Annotated in this window: 13 protein-coding genes and 3 pseudogenes; 1 reads left to right on the top strand and 15 read right to left on the bottom strand. The window is 69.5% G+C overall.

Annotation, left to right across the window (positions count from 1 at the left end; genetic code table 11):
* Window positions 1-12: 12 nt before the first annotated feature.
* The 3 genes and pseudogenes from ABD339_RS31685 to ABD339_RS31675 all read right to left on the bottom strand — a co-directional run bounded on the left by ABD339_RS31685 (window position 13) and on the right by ABD339_RS31675 (window position 2379).
* A pseudogene (locus tag ABD339_RS31685) lies at window positions 13-853 on the bottom strand (IS5 family transposase).
* Between the two features lie 183 nt (window positions 854-1036).
* Complete coding sequence (locus ABD339_RS31680; RefSeq protein WP_344570618.1) at window positions 1037-1483, bottom strand: ester cyclase; 447 nt, start codon at window positions 1481-1483, stop codon at window positions 1037-1039.
* 89 nt (window positions 1484-1572) lie between these two features.
* A complete protein-coding gene (locus ABD339_RS31675; RefSeq protein WP_344570617.1) occupies window positions 1573-2379 on the bottom strand; it encodes an MBL fold metallo-hydrolase in 807 nt (268 codons plus the stop codon).
* A gap of 66 nt (window positions 2380-2445) precedes the next feature.
* Here ABD339_RS31675 and ABD339_RS31670 point away from each other — a divergent pair, with 66 nt between their 5' ends.
* Window positions 2446-3063, top strand: a complete 618-nt coding sequence (locus tag ABD339_RS31670; RefSeq protein WP_425576160.1) for an ABATE domain-containing protein — start codon at window positions 2446-2448, stop codon at window positions 3061-3063.
* Window positions 3064-3293: 230 nt separating this feature from the next.
* Here the strand turns inward: ABD339_RS31670 and ABD339_RS31665 are convergent, their stop codons facing one another.
* From ABD339_RS31665 to ABD339_RS31610, 12 genes and pseudogenes are all read right to left on the bottom strand, one after another.
* Window positions 3294-4529 (bottom strand): YihY/virulence factor BrkB family protein, encoded by a 1236-nt coding sequence (locus tag ABD339_RS31665; protein ID WP_344570615.1) that lies wholly within the window; start codon window positions 4527-4529, stop codon window positions 3294-3296.
* A 372-nt stretch (window positions 4530-4901) separates the two neighbouring features.
* Window positions 4902-4988 (bottom strand): annotated as a pseudogene (locus tag ABD339_RS33940) (transposase); the annotation flags it as partial.
* A gap of 181 nt (window positions 4989-5169) precedes the next feature.
* Entirely contained in the window at window positions 5170-5817 is a 648-nt protein-coding gene (locus ABD339_RS31660; protein WP_344570614.1) for a hypothetical protein, read from the bottom strand.
* Window positions 5818-5861: 44 nt separating this feature from the next.
* Window positions 5862-6455, bottom strand: a complete 594-nt coding sequence (locus tag ABD339_RS31655; protein ID WP_344570613.1) for a hypothetical protein — start codon at window positions 6453-6455, stop codon at window positions 5862-5864.
* The gene (locus ABD339_RS31650; RefSeq protein WP_344570612.1) at window positions 6428-8005 is read right to left on the bottom strand and encodes a KAP family P-loop NTPase fold protein; all 1578 of its coding nucleotides are present in this window, start codon (window positions 8003-8005) and stop codon (window positions 6428-6430) included. Before ABD339_RS31650 ends, ABD339_RS31655 begins: the two co-directional genes overlap by 28 nt.
* Window positions 8006-8045: 40 nt before the next feature.
* Window positions 8046-8906 carry a helicase associated domain-containing protein gene (locus ABD339_RS31645; protein ID WP_344570611.1) on the bottom strand — a complete coding sequence of 287 codons (861 nt, stop codon included), beginning with the start codon at window positions 8904-8906 and terminating at the stop codon, window positions 8046-8048.
* Window positions 8907-9332: 426 nt separating this feature from the next.
* Window positions 9333-9407, bottom strand: a pseudogene (locus ABD339_RS31640) (hypothetical protein); the annotation flags it as partial.
* 264 nt (window positions 9408-9671) lie between these two features.
* Window positions 9672-10514, bottom strand: a complete 843-nt coding sequence (locus ABD339_RS31635; RefSeq protein ID WP_344570610.1) for a helicase associated domain-containing protein — start codon at window positions 10512-10514, stop codon at window positions 9672-9674.
* A 585-nt stretch (window positions 10515-11099) separates the two neighbouring features.
* Window positions 11100-12119 carry a TniB family NTP-binding protein gene (locus ABD339_RS31625; RefSeq protein WP_344570609.1) on the bottom strand — a complete coding sequence of 340 codons (1020 nt, stop codon included), beginning with the start codon at window positions 12117-12119 and terminating at the stop codon, window positions 11100-11102.
* A complete protein-coding gene (locus ABD339_RS31620; RefSeq protein WP_344570608.1) occupies window positions 12113-14293 on the bottom strand; it encodes a transposase in 2181 nt (726 codons plus the stop codon). Before ABD339_RS31620 ends, ABD339_RS31625 begins: the two co-directional genes overlap by 7 nt.
* A gap of 14 nt (window positions 14294-14307) precedes the next feature.
* On the bottom strand, window positions 14308-14946 hold the full coding sequence (locus tag ABD339_RS31615) for a TnsA-like heteromeric transposase endonuclease subunit (RefSeq protein ID WP_425576159.1): 639 nt from the start codon (window positions 14944-14946) through the stop codon (window positions 14308-14310).
* Between the two features lie 183 nt (window positions 14947-15129).
* Complete coding sequence (locus ABD339_RS31610) at window positions 15130-17529, bottom strand: DEAD/DEAH box helicase (RefSeq protein WP_344570607.1); 2400 nt, start codon at window positions 17527-17529, stop codon at window positions 15130-15132.
* Between the last annotated feature and the right edge of the window lie 140 nt (window positions 17530-17669).

Genomic DNA, 17669 nt, shown 5'->3' with positions numbered 1-17669 from the left:
GTTTCGTTTGGATCATCGGGCGGACCACAGGAAGATCCCGGCGATGTGGAGTCCGGCGAGGTAGATGGTGGCGGTTTTCTCGTAGCGGGTGGCGAGGCCCCGCCACTGCTTGAGGCGGTTGATGCACCGCTCGACGGTGTTGCGCTGCCTGTAGGCCTCCCGGTCGAAGGCCGGTGGTCTGCCGCCGCGTCGGCCCCGGCGTCGGCGATGGGCCCGCTGGTCGGCGGGGACGGGGATGACCGTGCGGATGCCGCGCTTGCGCAGGTGGGCGCGGTTGGCTCGGGAGGAGTAGGCATTGTCCGCCAGGACCGTATCCGGCCGGGTGCGGGGGCGACCGCGGGGGCGGGGAACGCGAAGTCGTGCCATCACCGTCTCGAAGGCGGGCGCGTCCCCGGCCTGTCCGGCGGTGAGGTGGAAGGCCAGCGGCCGTCCGCGGCGAGATGGACCTTGCAGGTCAGCCCGCCGCGGGACCGCCCAAAGGCATGATCGTGCGGCTCGCGGGCCGGAGCCCCTTTTGCCGGGCCCCGGCCGCGTGCTGGTGAGCGCGCACGATCGTGGAGTCCACCGAGACCGCCCAGTGCAGGTCCTCCTCCGCGTCGGCCTGTGCGACCAGCGCGGTGAACACCCGCTCCCACGTGCCGTCAACGGCCCACATGCGCAGGCGGTTGTAGACGCCCCGCCAGTTGCCGTATTTCTCCGGCAGGTGCACCCACTGCGTTCCGGTCTGGAACTTGAAGGCGATCGCGTCGATCACTTCACGGTGATCCCGCCACCGGCCACCCCGCTTCGGCGTCCGGTCCGGCAACAAAGGCTCGATCCGCGCCCGTTGGGCATCAGTCAACGGCACAGCCAGACCAACGCCCCAATGATCCAAACGAAACGCCCTAGATGAGGACGACGAGGAGTAGCGGAGCTCTTGGCGTCTCCCGCCGGGGCCCGGCTCGTTGTCTGGGTGGGAGCGTTTCGCTCCAGGCGGGTGCCGTCGGTGGGCGGCGGTGGAGAGGTGCAGGGTGTGGCCCTGTCGAGGCCAGTGTCGTCAGGCGGCGGAGCCGGCCGTGAGCTGGTCCATGATGTCGGCCCGGTTGTAGTGGGCCCGCTTCTCGATGATCTTCCCGTCCTTGAACGTGAACAGGTTGAACATGGAAAAGCGCATGTGCGCTCCGCGTGGGGGGATGCCGTAGTAGTCGCCGCCCTGGTCTCCTTCGACCACGACGTAGGCGCCGACCTTGTCGGCTTCGGCGACGGTGTCGAGGACCGTCAGGCGGATGCCGGGGAAGGCGTCGTCGTGCTTCTTCTCCGCGTCGATGAACCCTGCGGCGCCGGGTCGAGGGTTGTCGATCTGGGGGTAGAGGACGAAGTCCGGGTGGAACATGCCGGTGAGCATGTCGTAGTCGCCCTGCTGAGGGCCTGGTAGAAGCGGTGCACGAGGTCGGCGTTCGTTGCGGTGGACATGTGATCGGGTCCTTCTTTGTCGCTCTGGCACGGCGAAGGGAACGCCGCGAGGGGTTGCTCCCAGGGGCGGGGCTCGACGTGTGGGGAGCCCCGACTCGGTTCCTGAGTGGCGGTCCGGGCTCAGGCGCGCTGCGCCCAGTCCTGGTCCAGGCGGTCGGTCAGGCCCGCGGCGGCGAAGGCTGCCTCCAACTCGTCGCGGCCCTCGGTGAAGTGGGCCCAGCTGTCGTGGTGGAGCGGGACGACGCGGCGCGCGTCAAGAATCCGGGTGGCCTCGGCGGCCTGGGCGCTGTCCAGGACGATCAGCCCACCGTCGAAGAGCATGGGGAAGCGGGGCGCGCCGGCGAACAGGAGGGCGGTGTCGATCGGGGCGAAGCGCTCGGCGATCTCCCTGACCGCGTCGAGCGAGGCGTTGTCGCCGCTGACGTAGACCGTCGGCAGGCCCTCGCCCGTCAGGACGAAGCCGACGACCTGGCCGGCGAACGGCTCGACCTCCTCGCGCGGTCCGGGGCCGTGGATGGCAGGGACCCCGGTCACCGTGATGGTGCCGCCGCCCGGGCGCTCCAGCTCGACCGTCTCCCAGTCGGCCAGGCCCTTGGCCTTCACCCCGAGGCGCTCGCCGCCGCCGGGGGTGGTCAGGGTGAGGGGGACGTCGGCGAGCAGGGCGCGGCCGGAGGTGTCGAGGTTGTCGGCGTGCTCGTCGTGGGAGAGCAGGACCACGTCGATGGGGCCGAGGTCGGCAGGGGTAGCGGTGGAGGGAGCGGTCTTGGTCAGGGTCGGGCCGGGCGAGGCGTAGTCGCCGGGGCCGTCGAAGGTCGGGTCGGTCAGGAAGCGCAGGCCGCCGTACTCGAACAGGGCGGTCGGACCGCCGAACGTGCGGACCGGGAACTGGTTGGCGTTGGACTGGGACATCACATCTCCGTTTCTCATGAAAAAATCCTGCGTTTAACGTGATTCAAGGCTAGGCAGGTGTCACGGAAAAATGCAATCGGTACCATGAGAGGCATGGACGACACCCTGGCCACCGACGTGGCACCGACCGTTCTGCCTCCGGCACCGGGTGCCGACCGGTACCGCTCCCTGGACTTCGCCGACACCGCCGCCACCCTGCCCGCCGGCCAGAGCTACGACCTGCTCGCCGCCCCGGAATCCGCCATGCGCTGGCTCGCCGTCCACGACCTGACCACCCCGGATGTACAGCTGTACGAGGTGTGCGCACAGCGGATGCGCACCCTGCGCGGACACATCCGCGCCCTGTTCGCCGCCCGGGTCACCGCCACCACGCCGCCCGAGGAATCCCTGCGCGCGGTGAACGAGGCCCTCACGGCCGTGCCCACCGCCCCCCTCCTCGCCTGGGACGGGGCCCAGGGACTGCGCCGCATCCAGGCGCACCCCACCGACCAGGCCGTCAACCACGCACTGGCGACCCTCGCCGCCGACGCCGCCGACCTGCTTACCGGCCCCGACGCCGGCATCCTCGCCGCCTGCGGCTCAGCCCCCTGCGACCGGTTCCTCCTGCGCACCCACGGCCGGCGCCACTGGTGCTCCACACGCTGCGGCGACCGCGTCCGTGCCGCCCGCGCCTACGCCCGGCGCAGCGGCGCCTCGGGCTGACGCCCCCCCGGGACCCTCTTGCGGCCGCCCGGTGGCCACGCGAAACACCTTCAGCAGGCTGCTTCCGGTTGTCGACCGGCAGCCGGGCGCTTGATTGCTGAAGATCACCGCTCTGACTCGGGCTCTCTCATAAACGTTCATTTATGAGAAGGACGACCGAGATACGGGTCAAAGGCGTAATGAGATGATCTCGACCGTCTTCCGAGACCAGCAGCAGCGCGCTTCCGCCGTCAGGCCGTCCGGGAGCGCTTCTTCCGCTTGGTCTTCGAGCGCTCCTCCAACTGGATCTCCCGCTCGGCGCCGGGCACCCCCGCGCCCAGTTGCCGTCCGCGCTCCCGCTCGGCGTTGAACTCGGCACCCAGCTCGATGGCCAGGTTGGTGAGCCACAGCCACACCAGGAAGGCCACGACCCCGCCCAGCGTCCCGTAGGTCTTGTTGTACGACCCGAAGTTCGCCACGTAGAACGCGAAACCCATCGAGGCGACCACCCAGACCACCAACGCCAGTACGGCACCGGGCAGCACAGATCCGAAACCGCGCAGCCGCGCGTTGGGCGAGGCGTAGTACAGCACCGCGATGATCAGTAGGACGACCAGCACCATCACCGGCCACTTGGCGAAGTTCCACGCGGTCACCGCCGCGTTCCCGGCGCCCAGCGCGTTCCCGAGCTTCTTCGCCAGCGGCCCGCTGATCACCAACGCGACCAGCACAGCCGCCTGCAGCAGCACCGCGATCAGTGTCACCAGGAGTTGTACCGGACGCAGCTTGAAGAAGGGACGGCCCTCCTCCACCTCGTAGATCACGTTCGAGGCGCGGATGAAGGCCCCGACGTACCCCGAGGCCGTCCACAGCGCCCCCAGGGCGCCGACGATCAGCAGCACGGTGGAGGTGCCGGAGCTGGCAGCCATGGACGCGATCGGTTTCTTGAAGGTGTCGACCGCGGACGCCGGACCGATCGAACTGACCAGGTCGTTCAGGGTGCTGGTGATCTTTTTCGGGCTCATCATCAGGCTGACGAGCGAGATCAGCGCGATCAGCGCAGGGAAGATCGACAGCACCGAGTAGTAGGTGAGGGCGGCGGCCGAGTCGGAGAGGTTGTCCTCCTTGAACTCGGTCAGGGTGCGCTTGAGCGTCTGGCCGAGAGTCCTTTCGCGCGCATGCGGTGGCCCTTCGGGCCGTCGCCCCGACGTCTTCTCCCGCTCGAACCCGGACGCCGCGGGCTCGCGTTCCTGCTGCTCGGGTTCCCTGTCGGCCCGGCCGTGCTCGGGCCGCGTCCGGCGTTCGTTCTCGGGCTGGCGCTCGGTCTCCGGCTGGGGCTTGCCGAGGCCGGGCTCGGCCACGGGCCCCCGCTCGGGCACAGCCTGCTCGCCGGGTCCGCGCCGTCCGTGCCCCGGAGGCTGTTCGGGCCCGGGCTGCTCGTGCTCAGGCTTGTTCTCAGGCCGGGCTCCGGGATCGGGACCGGTCATCGCAGCACTCCGCTCACCGAGGGACACCGACGTGCGCCGGCGTAAGGACGCGCTACCGGTACCTGGACCGGAGCCGCTGCAAACATCACTACACATGACCACAAGGCGTGACTCCCGTCTCCGCCGGGCGGTAGAGGCGGATGAGCCCAGCCGTGGATGTCCCGCCAGGAGCGACGCCCGAGGCCGGGAGCACCGACCGAGACCGTAGGCGCCGCCTCGCGCACGCGAATCGGACGGGGCGGCGGCTACCCGGTGGTGCCGTTCACCAGCGAGGTGCAGACATCGCCTGGGCCATTCGTTCGAGCTTTGCAAGCAGCAGCTTGCAGTCGGCGATGGCGTCTACTGAGGTTGAACTCGTGGTGTCGCCTGGGTTCAGGGGTTGATGGTCAGGCCGGTGTCGGTGAGGCAGCCGTCGATGAGGTCCCGGTGGTGCTGGATGTGGCGTAGGCCGCGTCGGATGTCCAGGGGCGGTTTTTCTGATCAGTAGGTCGTGGGTTGGCCTGGGTTGATCAGTTTGCTGCCTGGTGGTGGTAGCGCTTCAAGCCCCGGTTGCTGTGGCTCGGCGACGGAGGGAATGGGGGCTTGGGCTGTGTGCTGAGCTGGCGCTTTGTCAGGTGGAGTGAGTGTTGGTCAGCTGTGGTCAGTTTCTCCGCGTGGTGATCAGGTTCGTTGAGTGTTGGTATGCGCTGGTTGTGTTGTTGGTGGGGTGGTTGATCCAGTACAGGGCGGTGTCGATGTCGCGGGCGGTCCAGTTGCGGATCGGGGCTGGGGCGTCGGCCAGGAGCTGATCGATCGTTTCTATGTAGCGGCTGTACCGGCCGGGTGCGTGGCTGAGGGTGATGCCGAGGGTCCGTAGTCCGCTGTGGGCTCGGCGGTCGTAGACGGCCATGCGGTCTGGTGCGGCTGCTGTGAGGACGGCGGAGGCGAGGGCGTCACCCGTGCGGAAGCCGGGTAGTGAGGCCAGGGCTGCTCGGCCGGCTTGTGCTGCCGAGCTGCGGCTGAGAGTGGTGTCCCGGGCGGCGGTCGTGGCCGCGGCGGTTGCGCGGCGTACGTCGGCGTCGGCGAGTGCCAGGAGGTCGGCGGCCCAGGGTGTATCGGCTCTGAGCCGTTTCCACATCAGCAGTGCTCCGATGTCGGCTTTGCCGATGTTCCCGCTGTCGCGTGCGCGTTGGGTCACCTGTTGCAGCGTTTCGTCGTAGTACGGGCTGACGGTGTCGGTGTAGGTCTGGCGGGCGGAGACGAGGCGCTGCCATTGCTCGGGTGCGAGGGCGAACGGTCTGTTTGTCACGGCTTGCTGCTCCGTCTTGTCCGGAGGGATGGGGCAGGGGGTGGTCAGCCGCTGACAGGGGTGTTGCCGCGGTGTTCGCGCAGTGCTTGGAGGATGCGGGCCCGGTGTTCTTCCGGGGAGGTGTCGGGGTCGGCCGCGGGGGTGTCGAGGAGTGGGCCGAGGCGGCTGTACAGCGCTTCGAGGCCGATGAGCGCGTCGAGGCTTTGCAGGGTGGCGTCGTCGATGACCGGAAGCGGGGCCCGGTCGGGCGGTAGGAGCGTGGCGAGGAGGTCAAGCGAGTTCCACCCCTGGTCGAAACGTTGGTTGATCCAGGTCCGGCAGATCTCGGAGTCGGTGTGACGCCACGCCCGGATGAGGGTGATCTCCCGTTCGGTGAGTCCGTGTACGGGCCGGCTCGCGGCGGGGGTGAGGTGCCGGGCGATCTCGTGGCTGATCAGTGAGCGGGCCTCACCTACCCAGTCGAGGGCGGCTGCTGCCTGTGGGCGGTCCGGGGTGTCGGAGTCGTTGCGGCTGGTGACGCGTTGGAGGGTGCGAGCAGCCAGGACGGCTCCGTCAGGGGTCTCGGCCATGGTCTTGAGGATTGCGGGCCGGTCGGGATCGGCAAGGTCGGTCAGGAGGTCTTTCGCGAGGAAGTCCATGGCGCGGTCCGCGGTGAACAGGCCGAGGGCCCCTTGAGGGGCGGCGGTGAGGTGGCCGTAGTGCGGGGCTGCGGCTTTGAGGAGCGCGGCCGCCGGCAGGGGGCACCGGCGTCGCGTTTGTAACCGATGCGGCGGGTGATGCGCTGGGTGTCGTCGCGCAGGCGCAGGAGGAGTTCGTCTGCTTCGGTGCCTGGGGTGTTGTCGGCCAGTTGCTGCAGGGCGGTGTCGAAAGTGTGCTCGGGAAGGTCGTCGTCGGGGACGCCGAAGACCATGTACCGGTCGAAGTGGTCGATGCTGCCGATGCCGCGCCGCCGCGCGATGACCTGAAAGTTGATGCCATGGCCGAGAGCCTGCCGGACTGGTGCGAACAACATCCCCATCAGGCCGATCACGCCGTCCAGGTGCTGCTCGGCGACGCCCGCCTCCTGCAGCCTGGCACGCCAGCGCTCGATGCTCTGTTCGGGCCGCTCGTCGCGGCGCGAGGGCAGGTTCATGCTGGTGCCGGTGAGTTCGGCTCGGTGCTGCCACAGCAACTGGTAGGCACGGGGCTCGCTGGTGCGCAGGAAGGTGACGATCAGGAAGTCGACGATGTCGACGTTGCCGGTGAGCTGGCCGAGGGTGGCGTCCACCTGACCGAAGAACCGTTTGATGGCGCGCGGGGTGCGCAGCCGGGCCTGCAGGTGCCGGTAGTAGGCCTCGGAGAGCCGCTGCTGCTCGCCGGGCGTCAAGACCAGGCTGTGCGACGCGAGGACTGCGGCGAGGGAGCGGTCGACCAGGAGGTCGGCGTCGCGCTCGCGGAAGGCGGGAAGATCCAGCCGGACCTGGATGATCTTCTCCAAGAAGTCGCGTGCGCGCGGCTCGCTGTTACCGACGAGCTCACTGCGTTGCAGGACGTCCAGAAGGGTCCGTTCGTCGAAGCTGATCAGGTAGTACACATTGGGCAGATGCCCTACCAGGCGTACCAGCTTGAAGACGACGAGGAGCTCCTCGGGGGTGAGGCGGTCCAAGTCGTCCATGACGACGAGGACCGGGTGGCCCGCTTTGCGCAGGGCTTCCTCGGCTTTGTGTTTGGCGGCGGATGCGCTCGTGTCGCCGCTGATGCGGTTGCTGACCTCCTGGATCAGCCCCTCGGAGTCCAGGCCGAAGAGAGCAGTGACCTTCCCCAGAGGACTGATGGCCTTGCCGAATCCGCCGATCTTCTCTCGCGCCTCGGACCACCGCCCGTCATCTGGGAGGGCTTCGCGGATCTCGCTGAACAGCGCCAGCGTGAGCGACTCCAGATCGGAGTACAGCCACGGGTTGAGTTCCGCGACCAGCCAGCCGTCATCGCTGGCTGCGCCGTCCCGTAGGCGGCGTGTCACCTTGCCCAGGACGCTGGACTTGCCCGAGCCCCAGGGGCCGATCAACGCGAGGACTCCGGTTTCGGTCTGGTTCCTTACCCGGTCCATCAGGTTGATGACATGTTGGGCGTACTGTCCGTGTCCGAGCAGGTCAGGTCCTTCCTCGTGGTCGAGGAAGGGCTCGTCGTTGAAGAAGCGCACGTCGGCCATCTGCTCATTGTCGGGACAGGGCTCAGCTCGGGTACGGGCGTTAGCGAATCAGGCCGGGGGCGATGCCGATGCTGACCAGGAGGTGTTGTTGGTCGGGGTGGAGGAGTAGCCAGCCACGGCGCTGGCTGTGGACCCAGTTTCGGGCCGCCGGGTGGCGGGGGTGGGTGTGGGCGTGGTGGCAGGCGCGTTGCCACAGGATGGGCCAGGGCGGGTTCCACCAGGGGTCGATCGTGGCGAGTGCTTGCTGGGTGGGGGAGGGGCTGCTGCGTTTCTTCGCGAGTTCGCGCTGTCGGTTGAGCCATTCGCCGAGGGGGAAGCCGTCGTGGACGGTCTTGATCGGCGGACAGAGATGGCCGTGTTCGCTAGCCCAGGTACGGGCGTGAGTGAGGGCTTCGGCATGGGGCCGGGGGCGGGGGCTGGGCGGCCACCGTCCGGCGGTCTGAGCGGTGATGCCGATCGTGCTCAGCAGGTGCTGCTGGTCCGGGTGGAGCTGGTCGTACTGGAGGCATGCCCGGGTGATCCAGCTGCCCAGGACGGTGCTTGGGGCGGGGATGCGGGCTGCGGGGTCGAAGGGGCAGCCCGCTTTGATGTGGTCGCGGGCGCGGTAGTAGTTGCGCTGCCAGTGCAGATCCCAGGGTGGGTTCCACCAGGGGCCGATCGCGGTGAGCTCGGTCAGGTGGGGTGAGGGCGACTGTCCTGCTCGGGCGCGTTGTTTGGCTCGGTTGCGTTGGCTGAACAGCCACCAGCCGAGCTGGAAGCCGTTGTAGAGGGTGTCGCGGGGGGCGGCGAGGTGGCCGTGTTCAGCGTGCCAGGCCCGGGCGTGGGCCAGGGCCGCCTCGAAGCCCGGCCTCAGATCGGGGCGGTGCCCCAGATGGCTGCGGGGCTCGCGGGGACGCTTCAACTCGACGGCACGCCGAGCGTGACGCCGACCGGTCAGAGCCGCAGGGTCTGCAAGCCTTCTGACGCGGCTCGCCGTGTCTTCCATGTCCAAGCCCCGATCCACAGCCGATGTCTTCGAGGTCGCGCGCGAGTGTTCCCGGGCCGCGCGGGCTACGCCGGCAGCGATGCCGATGTCGGTCAGGAGTTGCTGCTGTTCGGGGTGGAGCTCGTCGTACGTGGCGCACTGGCGCCATAGCCAGTCTGCGGTCCCAGAGTCGTTGAGGTCATCAAAGCCGTTCTCGGCCCGGAGGAAGCGACTGTCTGCGGCGTCGCGGGCGCGGTAGGAGTGGCGCTGCCAGCGCAGGTTCCAAGGCGGACACCACCAGGGGTCGATGGCGTTGAGGTCTTGGGCGCGGCCGACGGGCAGGGGCCGGTTGCCGGTGCGCTGGTAGTTGCGTTGGTTGGCGAGCCACTGTCCCAGGCGGAAACCCTCGTGGACGGTTGCGGAGGTTACGGACGCCAGGCTGCCGTGTTCGGCGGCGTAGGAGCGGGCGTGGGCGAGGGCTTCTTCGGCTCCGGCCTTGAGGTTGCGTCGTCTGGGCCGGGCAGCGGCTGCCGTCGCGGCGTCGATACCGATCTCGGCCAGGAGCCGCTGCTGTTCGGGGTGAAGTGCGGGGTAGCGGGTGCACTGCAGATACAGCCATTCGCCCAGGCTGTAGCTGGTGGAGGGAAAGCCGCGGGCCGGCTTGAGCGGGCCATGGGTTTGGGTGTGGGTGCGGGCTTGGTGTCAGGTGCGCTGCCACAGGGTGCTCCAGGGTGCGTTCCACCATGGGTACAGCGCGTGGAGGGCGGCGGCTTGGTCGGCGGGCATGCGGGTGTGGCGGGTGCGCAGGTTGGACAGCCACGTGCCCAGCGGGTACTCCCCGAAAGCGTCTTCCTTGGGGGCGGCCAGGTGCCCGTACTGCTGGTGGTAGACACGGGCGTGGGCAAGGCTTCTCTCGAAGGCACGTTCGGCTTGGAGGCTGTGGCCGCGCAGCCGTTTGACCGGCCGTGGTTCCGGCTGGCCGCTGTCGGCGGCTGATCGCGGTGGGGGCAGAAGGTCGCTGAGAGGGCGGGGCCGGTGTGCCGAGTGCACCCTCCACAGTGTCTTCTGCGCCGCGGGTGTGGGGGCGGCTCGGGTGCGTACGCAGGAGTGGGCCCAGGTGAACAGCGGTCCGTGGGCGACGTCGGCGAGGTGGTGGGCGAGCCAGGGCCGCTGGAGCTGGTCGGCGAGTTCAGCCAGCAGGGCGGGTAGCTCGCCGAGACGGTAGGGGAGATGCCCGCCCGATTCAGTAAGGATGCGTCGCTGCAGGGGGTGGCAGGCCAGCAGGCGTGCGAGGGCGACGGTTTCGGGATAGGTGATCAGGTCGCGGGCGGCCACCTTCCACCAGCCCGGATCGGCGTCGTCCGGTCGCGTGGCGTTGAGGCGGGCCGGCCACGCCCGTTCCTCGACCGGCCAAGGCTGGTCCCACCAGGAGTTCGTGACGGCGCGGGCAACCTGGAAGGCCCGCGCTCCGGTGGGGGAGCGACGCAGCAGCCGGACATGCCACCGCTGAGCGTCGATCACCTCCGGGCACTGGCCGAGGGGCACGGGCAGGCCGCTGGTGTGGGGCAGGTACAGCAGCCAGTACCGGTGGCGCGCGCAGACCCCGCTCCTCAGGTGCCAGGTACCGCCGGGCGGGTACGCGGCGTCCGGTGCGGGCGGCGGTGCAGGCGGGGCAGGCCGGTCCCCAGGCGGCGACGGCCTCCTCGCCGCGCATCAGCCGCCCGACCGGGCCGGCCCCGTACTTGCCGCAGGGCTCTTCCCGCCTCCATGCGGGCAGGGCACGCTCGAGCACCCGCGGTGGAACGCGGCACAGCGTGGCAACGCGGTTACGGGCCTGGGCGTTGAGGCGGATCTCGCTGTCCGGGTACAGCATGCCGGTGAGGTTCTGCAGGCCGCCGAGGTCGGTGACGGCGGCGAGCAGGTCGCGGAGGGTGAGGTGGTAGCGGGCGGCGAGTCTGGTCAGGAACGACAGCGTCAGCTCTCCCCGCTGCGGGGCCACCCGTCCTGCCGCGCCGCCGACCATGGCAGGCACGACCGCGCCGGACGCTGCCGCCCTGCGTGCCGCACGCCCATCCCCGGGCACGCCGCCGGGTGCGGTATTGCTGCGCCGGTGTGCCATGCCGGATGCCCCTACTTCCGCCGTGTGGGCCGGGCCGGCCGGGCCTGGGCTTCAGCGGCGGCGTCGAGCTCGACCTCGCTCAGCAGCTGCTTCGTGATCCGCTCGGTGCCTTCGGTGAGGGCGATCAGGGCGGCTTCGCGGATGAGGTAGGAGAGGCTGCCGATCCGCCCTGCGGTGCGGGCATGGAGGTAGGCGGCGTGCTTGACCAGGGTCCCGGGCCGGTGCGCGCGCAGCCGCAGCAGGTCTTCCATGGCCCGCACGAGGTCGTCCCAGACCGCCCGGTCCTGCTCGGTCGCATACGCCAGCGGCCGGTGGCGGAAGAGCTTGAAGCGGCCGGCGATCTGCACCCCGCGCACCCCGCTGAGCAGTGAGGAGGTCTCGATGTCGATGGCGGAGTAGACGAAGGTGGCCGGGATGCGTTCGACGAGGTACTTGAGCTGGTCGGAGGTTTCCGCTCCGGCGCGCCGCTGGGTGTCCAGGAGGTGGACGTCATCGACGAGGACCAGTTGGGTGCCCAGTTCGCACAGCAGGTCGCACACGGCGCCGGTGATCTGGGTCTGGTTGAGACGGTCGGTGACGGGCATGCCGAGGAACCGGGCGAATTCGCTGACGAGCATCTTCGGGGTGGCGGCCGGCGGCACGCTGATGAACAGCACAGGCCTGCGCTCGGCCTGTCCTGGGTGCTGGCGGGCGTCGGCCAGCTGGAAGGAACGCCCGAGCGCCATCATCGTGGTGGTCTTACCCGTCGTGGCTGGCCCGGAGATGATCAGACCGCGCCGGGCACCGGCCTGCTGGCGGCGGTTTACCAGCAGCAGCCGGCATACGGCGGTGAACACGCTGTCCATGGCGGGGGTGCACATGACGGCGAGTTCGGAGTGGTAGTCCTCGCGCCCCGTCTGGGACCAGGCGGGATCGTCGGCGTCGCGCACGGGTGCCGGGGGACGGTGGACAAAGGCATCCCACCCCTGCCACACGGTCGGAGGGACCAGCGGGGCGAACCCCGCGGCGTCGTTCGAGAGCGGACTCACCATCGCAGGGATTCCTCAAAGGGGTCGTAGACCGTGACCTTGGCCCGACGCGGAACAGGCACGCCGGATTCCTGCACTGGAGCCGCTGAGGAGTCGCTCGGCTGTGCGTGTTCAGCCGACCAGGTGCCCACGGCGTCGTCGGTCAGGGGCCCCTCGTCGTCCCCACCGTCGTCGAAGACGTCCTCGTCGGCAGGCTCGAGCACCCCAGCCTCCGGCTGCTGGCCGTACAGGATCCCCCACACCGCACCCTCGGTTGCGGCGGTGCGGGCGCGGGCAGCGACGACCTTCTCCCGGCGGGTGCCCTGCCCGGCGGCGGCGCGCTCCAGCAGCTCGCGCAGGGCGAGCGCCAGGTCGTGTTCGTGCTGGGCGCGGTCTGCACGGCGGGCGACGGTGCGCTTGATGTGCTGCCACGTGAAGTCGGTGAACGGGGCGCTGATCAGGGTGTGGTGGACCCACGGCACGGCCTCCCACCCGTATCCGCGTGGCTGGTCAGGCTTCGGCAGGCGTACCCAGACCTGGCCGGGCACGTGGGGGTTGTAGTGGATCTCCCACAGGCCGTCCGCCGCCGGCGAGGGCTCGCCGCGGTAGGGGTTGAGGACCTTGTGGTCGTAGGCGCGGTAGTCGATGCGCATGCCGTAGTCGTTGATCTTCTGCCGCTTGAGGGGCATCAGCTCGATGTAGTCCTCGCGCCCCAGCGGCACCGGCACGTACCCGCACACGGCGACCAGCGCCGCCCACATCTCGTTCGGCGACAGGGCACAGCGGGGCATCATCGGGTGCCGCAGCCCGTCGTGCTCGCGCTCCTGCCACCCGCAGATGATCCACTCCTGCAGCAGGTCGTCCAGCTGGGCCAGCGTCCACACCGCCTCGCCTTCGGCGTCCTTGCCGCGCTCGCCGGTGTGTGAGCCTGTGTAGGCGGCCGCGTGCTGCACGAACAGGGTGTTGATCGAGGAGAAGGTGCGCTCCACGTGCCCCTTGGCGGGCCCGTTGCCCGGCGGCGTGGGCTGCACGGAAATGCCCAGCGACTCGCAGGCGGCGATGAACGAGGACGAGACGAACACATTGCCCTGGTCGACCACGATGGTCCGCGGGGTGATCACCGGCTGCGCCGCGGCGCCTTCCAGCCGGGCATCCACACTCAGCAGCCGCTCGTAGGGCACCACCGAGTGTTCCATCGCCAGCGCTTCGGCCCAGCCGGGCCGCATCGACGCCGGGACCATCATCTGAGCCAGCAGCTGCGCCGCGTCCACGCTGCGGGTCCCTTTCGCACGCAGCACGGCCGCGCAGATGGTGCGGGTGGCCACATCGAGCGCGAGGGTCAGCTCCGGACGCTCCACCACCCCGTCATCGAGCACCACGAAGGCGTCCAGCACGGTGCTGTCCATCATCACCAGCTCACCCGGCGCCATCACGGTCGTCGGCACGAACGGGGGAGCCGGCCGGGCTGAGCGCCAGCGGCGCTGCCGCGCACTGTCCAGCAGCCCGCGGCCGTCGGCGAGGGCGTGCACGAGCCGGTTGAACGTCGCACTCGACGGCAAGCGCACCACCCCGTCTCCGTACTGCTCGGCCAGCAGCCGCTCGGTGTACACCCGAAGCCGCCCCAGCGTCCCGCTGGAGCGCTCCCGCCCGGCCTCCAACACCTCCCGCAGGGCGGCCACCACCCGCTCGTCCGCACGCCCCAGGACGGACCGCAGCCGGGTGGCCCGGTGATCCACCAGCCCCCACACCCCGTCCTGCCGGTAGCGGGCCCGCATCCGCCGCACCGTCACCGCGCTGGTGGGCATGCCGGCCGCGGACAGCTCCGCCGCCTTCGCCTCCTCGCGCTGCGCTAGCGTCCGCGTCTGCGGGTCGTACTCCGCCCGCGGCGAACCTGCGGCATCGGGCCCGCCCGGCCGCCCTGTCTCCACCTCCCGCACATGCCGCTCCCAGACAAACGCCCGCTCCCGCACCGCCTCCGGCAACGACTCCAGCAAGCCCAGCGGCGGCACCCTTGAGACTCCCGGAGCATCCAGGACTTCGAACCCCGCATCGGCGAACAGCAGCGCCAGCAAAACCGCCGCTACCTCACCGCCCTCGGCGACCAGCCGCACCTGACCGTCAGCAAGGGCCGCCACCGTCCAGGTACGCCCCCCGAACCGCACCTGGCTCCCCACCTCCACCACCGGCCTGCCCGGCATCCCGCTGCCCGCCCTCACTCTGCCGCCTGCGCCCCCACCGGCATCCGCTCATGCATCGCCACCCCCAGGTCCGCCGTCAGCCATCCCGCCCACAAGGCATGGAACAGCGAGGGAAGCACGATCAGCGGATCCCCGATCCCGCGTACGCCCTCCCACAGCGGCGCGGGCTCGGCGAACGCCTCCTGCAGCGCAGCAGCCAGCAACTGACCACCGTGATGCCGCGGGTGCCGGTACCCGGCCAGCCAGGTCACATTGCGCCGGTAGATCGGGTCGACAGGCCCGAGCACCCAGTACCGCCAGCCCACCGCCGTACAGATCTCTCCGACCACCGCAGCAACAGACCGCTGACGCCGAGACAGCTCTCCCCTCCCTGTGCAGTCGGCGAGCACCCCCTGGCCATCGGCCAGCCGCAGCATCAACTGAGGAGCATGCGCCCGCACCCCGCTCGGCACATGCCACCGCAGTTCAAGCGGCCGGGCGGCCATGCCGCTGACGCGCGGGTCGCGGTCGAGGAGCATCACGTGCAGCCGCATCGCAGCGGATCCGTAATGCACCAGCCGCCCCGTGGTGGACGACCACCACCATCCCGGCGCCAGCCGCTTGCCTTTGCGGGCCGGGAACGGCTTCAGCGGCGGACAATTTTCGAAGACCACCTCGGCGGCGGCTGACGACCATCTCCAACACTCCCTAGCCCCGCCCGCAGCATGGAACAGCACATCCACCGACTCGACTTCGAGCCGCCGTGTCCCCGCTCCGTCCCACCCGGCATCCTGCATACAGAACCAAACGGCTTATCGGCCCATCCGGTAATGGGCATGCCCGTCCATCGGCACATCTCAGCGCCCGGACTGTTCTGCAGCCCAGCTGTAGCCCAACTCGGCGAGGGCGGCGAGCTTGTCGGGGGTGAGCTTGGCGCGCCTGCTCTTGCTGTTACTCAGAAACACCCCAAGCCGGACCTCCGTGCCATCCTCGAGCCGTTCTACATGCCCTCTTGGCACGGTCAGGTGGCCCTCGCGGGTTTTGTACTGGGTGAGGGCCGCAACACCACGCTGGAAGGCGCCGGAGGCCGTCTTGGGGGCCTTGGCGGGCGTCTCCTGCTCCGGCGGGAGCGGTGTGATGCCGAGCTGCTCGAGGAGTTGGCGCTGCTCGTCCTTCAGCCCATGCCAGACGGTGTGCTGGCGTTGCTTGTGGAGCCACCGGCCGACGTCCATTCCATGGACTGTGACGCCCGGCTCCAGGTACGCGAGCTCGTTCTCTTCGGCGAGCATCTCCCGCACCGCGGCGTAGTGGCGTTGCCAGTCCGCCGGCCACTTCGGGTCCCAGTGCTCATCGACGGCCTCCAGTGCCGCCCTCCACTCGGGGTGCCCGTCCAGCGCCCCGGGCCTGCGCAGGTTGGACAGCCATTGCCCGATGGGCCGGTCGAGCATGGTGGCGGTGCGGGGCGCGCACAGTGTCCAGTGCTGTTCGTAGTAGGCCTTTGCGGCTTCCAGGTTCTCCTGGAACCGCTCGTCGGCCATGGACCAGATCATGCCGAGCCGCTCGAGCCGCCGGGCGCGTTGGCCGCTCATCTCCCCGGCCGCGTAGGCCCTGCGCTGCTCTGCCACCCACTGCCCGAGGGGTGTCGCCTCCTCACGATGCCCGTAGGGCACGCGGGCATGGCCCTCCCGCTCCACATACGCCTTGAGCTTCGCCCAGCCACGCGCCCAGTCCTGACGCTCGGTGTCGATCACGTTGAAGGAGACCCAGTTGGCGACCATCACGGGGTCACGTGGGGCCGCGAGACGGAGCAGCAGACGAGATTCTTCCTCGCCTTCCTCAGGTTCCGTGCCAATATTTACGGACGGCTGCGCCATGTCCTTCCGAGGCTCCTGCGGGATAGCGAGCAGTTCAACGACTTCTTCATCATGAGCCCGCAGCCCTTCAAGAACTTTTACCAAGGGACGGTACGATCCCGAGCCGAACATGTCCTCTGGTGTTTCTCCCGGCTGGAGGAATACCGGCACGATCAATGAGGCGAGTTTCCCCTGTCCGGGCTTTTGCCGGAGCGCGCGGCCGATGGCCTGGACGATGTCGTGCGGCGCACCCTTGGGGTCCAGCAGGGCCACACTGTCCACCGCGCGGATGTCCACGCCCTCCCCGAGGACGCGGCAGTTCGAAAGCACTGCCCGCCGCGCCGTAGTACCGAACGAGCCCAGGACTTCCCGCCGGTGCTCGGGGGCGTTCTCGCCGCACAGCCAGTCCGCCCACATCTTCGCCGGGTACGTCTCCGGCTCGTTGGCGTGGAGCTTCGCCGCAACGCGCTCCAGGCCCTCGGCGTAGGCCTGCGCCTCGACGGTCCGGTGGTGGAAGGTGATGCACGTGCTGAGGCCGTGTTGCGCCATGGTGTGCAGGAGCGCGGCCTGGAGCGCCCCAAGCCGCTGCCCGCGGACCTCCTCGGTGTACCGGTCCTCGCCGTAGAGCCGCTCGGGGGTGAGGGCGGGGTCCTGGAGCTCGAGGACGATGATCTGGTACCGCGCAAGCAACCCCCGCGAGACCGCCGAGGCGAGTGACAGCTTGTACAGGACAGGCCCGAAGACCTCCTCGTCGTCCATGGAAGCCGCCATCTCCCGCGGCAGCGGATCCCGCACCCCCTCGGCAACCTCCCGACTGAGACGCTCCTCCCAGATCCGCGGGGTGGCCGTCAGGTACAGCCGTCGGTAGGCCGGGATGACGGCCTGGTCGTGGATGTCCGCCCACGCCTTACCCATCGACCCGGAAGTCCGGTGCGCCTCATCAACGACCGCCAGGTCTACTGGATCAAGCTGCTGGCCGTAGACACCTTCGAAGGCCTCCGCCAGGACACCCAGCGACGCGTACGTCGCGTAGATGGTGACCGGTCCCTGCCCGTGCCACAGCGCCAGCTGCACCGGGTTGGTGGTGGAGCGCACCTTCAGGTTCCACAGCTCCGGATCGTCCTGGAGGGAGCACACAGCAACCGCCGGCCCCCGATGCCCCACCTCGTGCCACGCCTTGACTGTCTGCGCCAGCAGATCCAGCGTCGGCACGAGCACCAGCACCCGCCCGCGGGGCACAATCCGCTTCGCCGACGCCGCAGCAATGATCGTCTTCCCCGTGCCGCACGCGGCGTGCACCTGCCCGCGCAGACCGTTGAAGGGAATACCACCCGGCGGGATATCGAGACCGCGCACGATGGCGGCAACGGCCTCGACCTGGTGATCACGCAGTTTCACGGCCATGCCCCGTGTTCTCTGTCAACGGTCATTGAGATGCCCAGGTAGGTGGCCGTTGAGTGTCCAGGCTGGTGGCCATCAGAAACCCAGGTGTGTGGCCAGTGGTGTTCCTGGGGGTGAGGGTCAGCTCAAGGGGACCACTCCCT

Origin of the sequence: Streptomyces axinellae (assembly GCF_039532135.1) — a bacterium.
GTDB lineage: Bacteria > Actinomycetota > Actinomycetes > Streptomycetales > Streptomycetaceae > Streptomyces > Streptomyces axinellae.
Note: the sequence above shows the minus strand (reverse complement) of the source record. Positions and strands in the feature narration are given on the sequence as shown.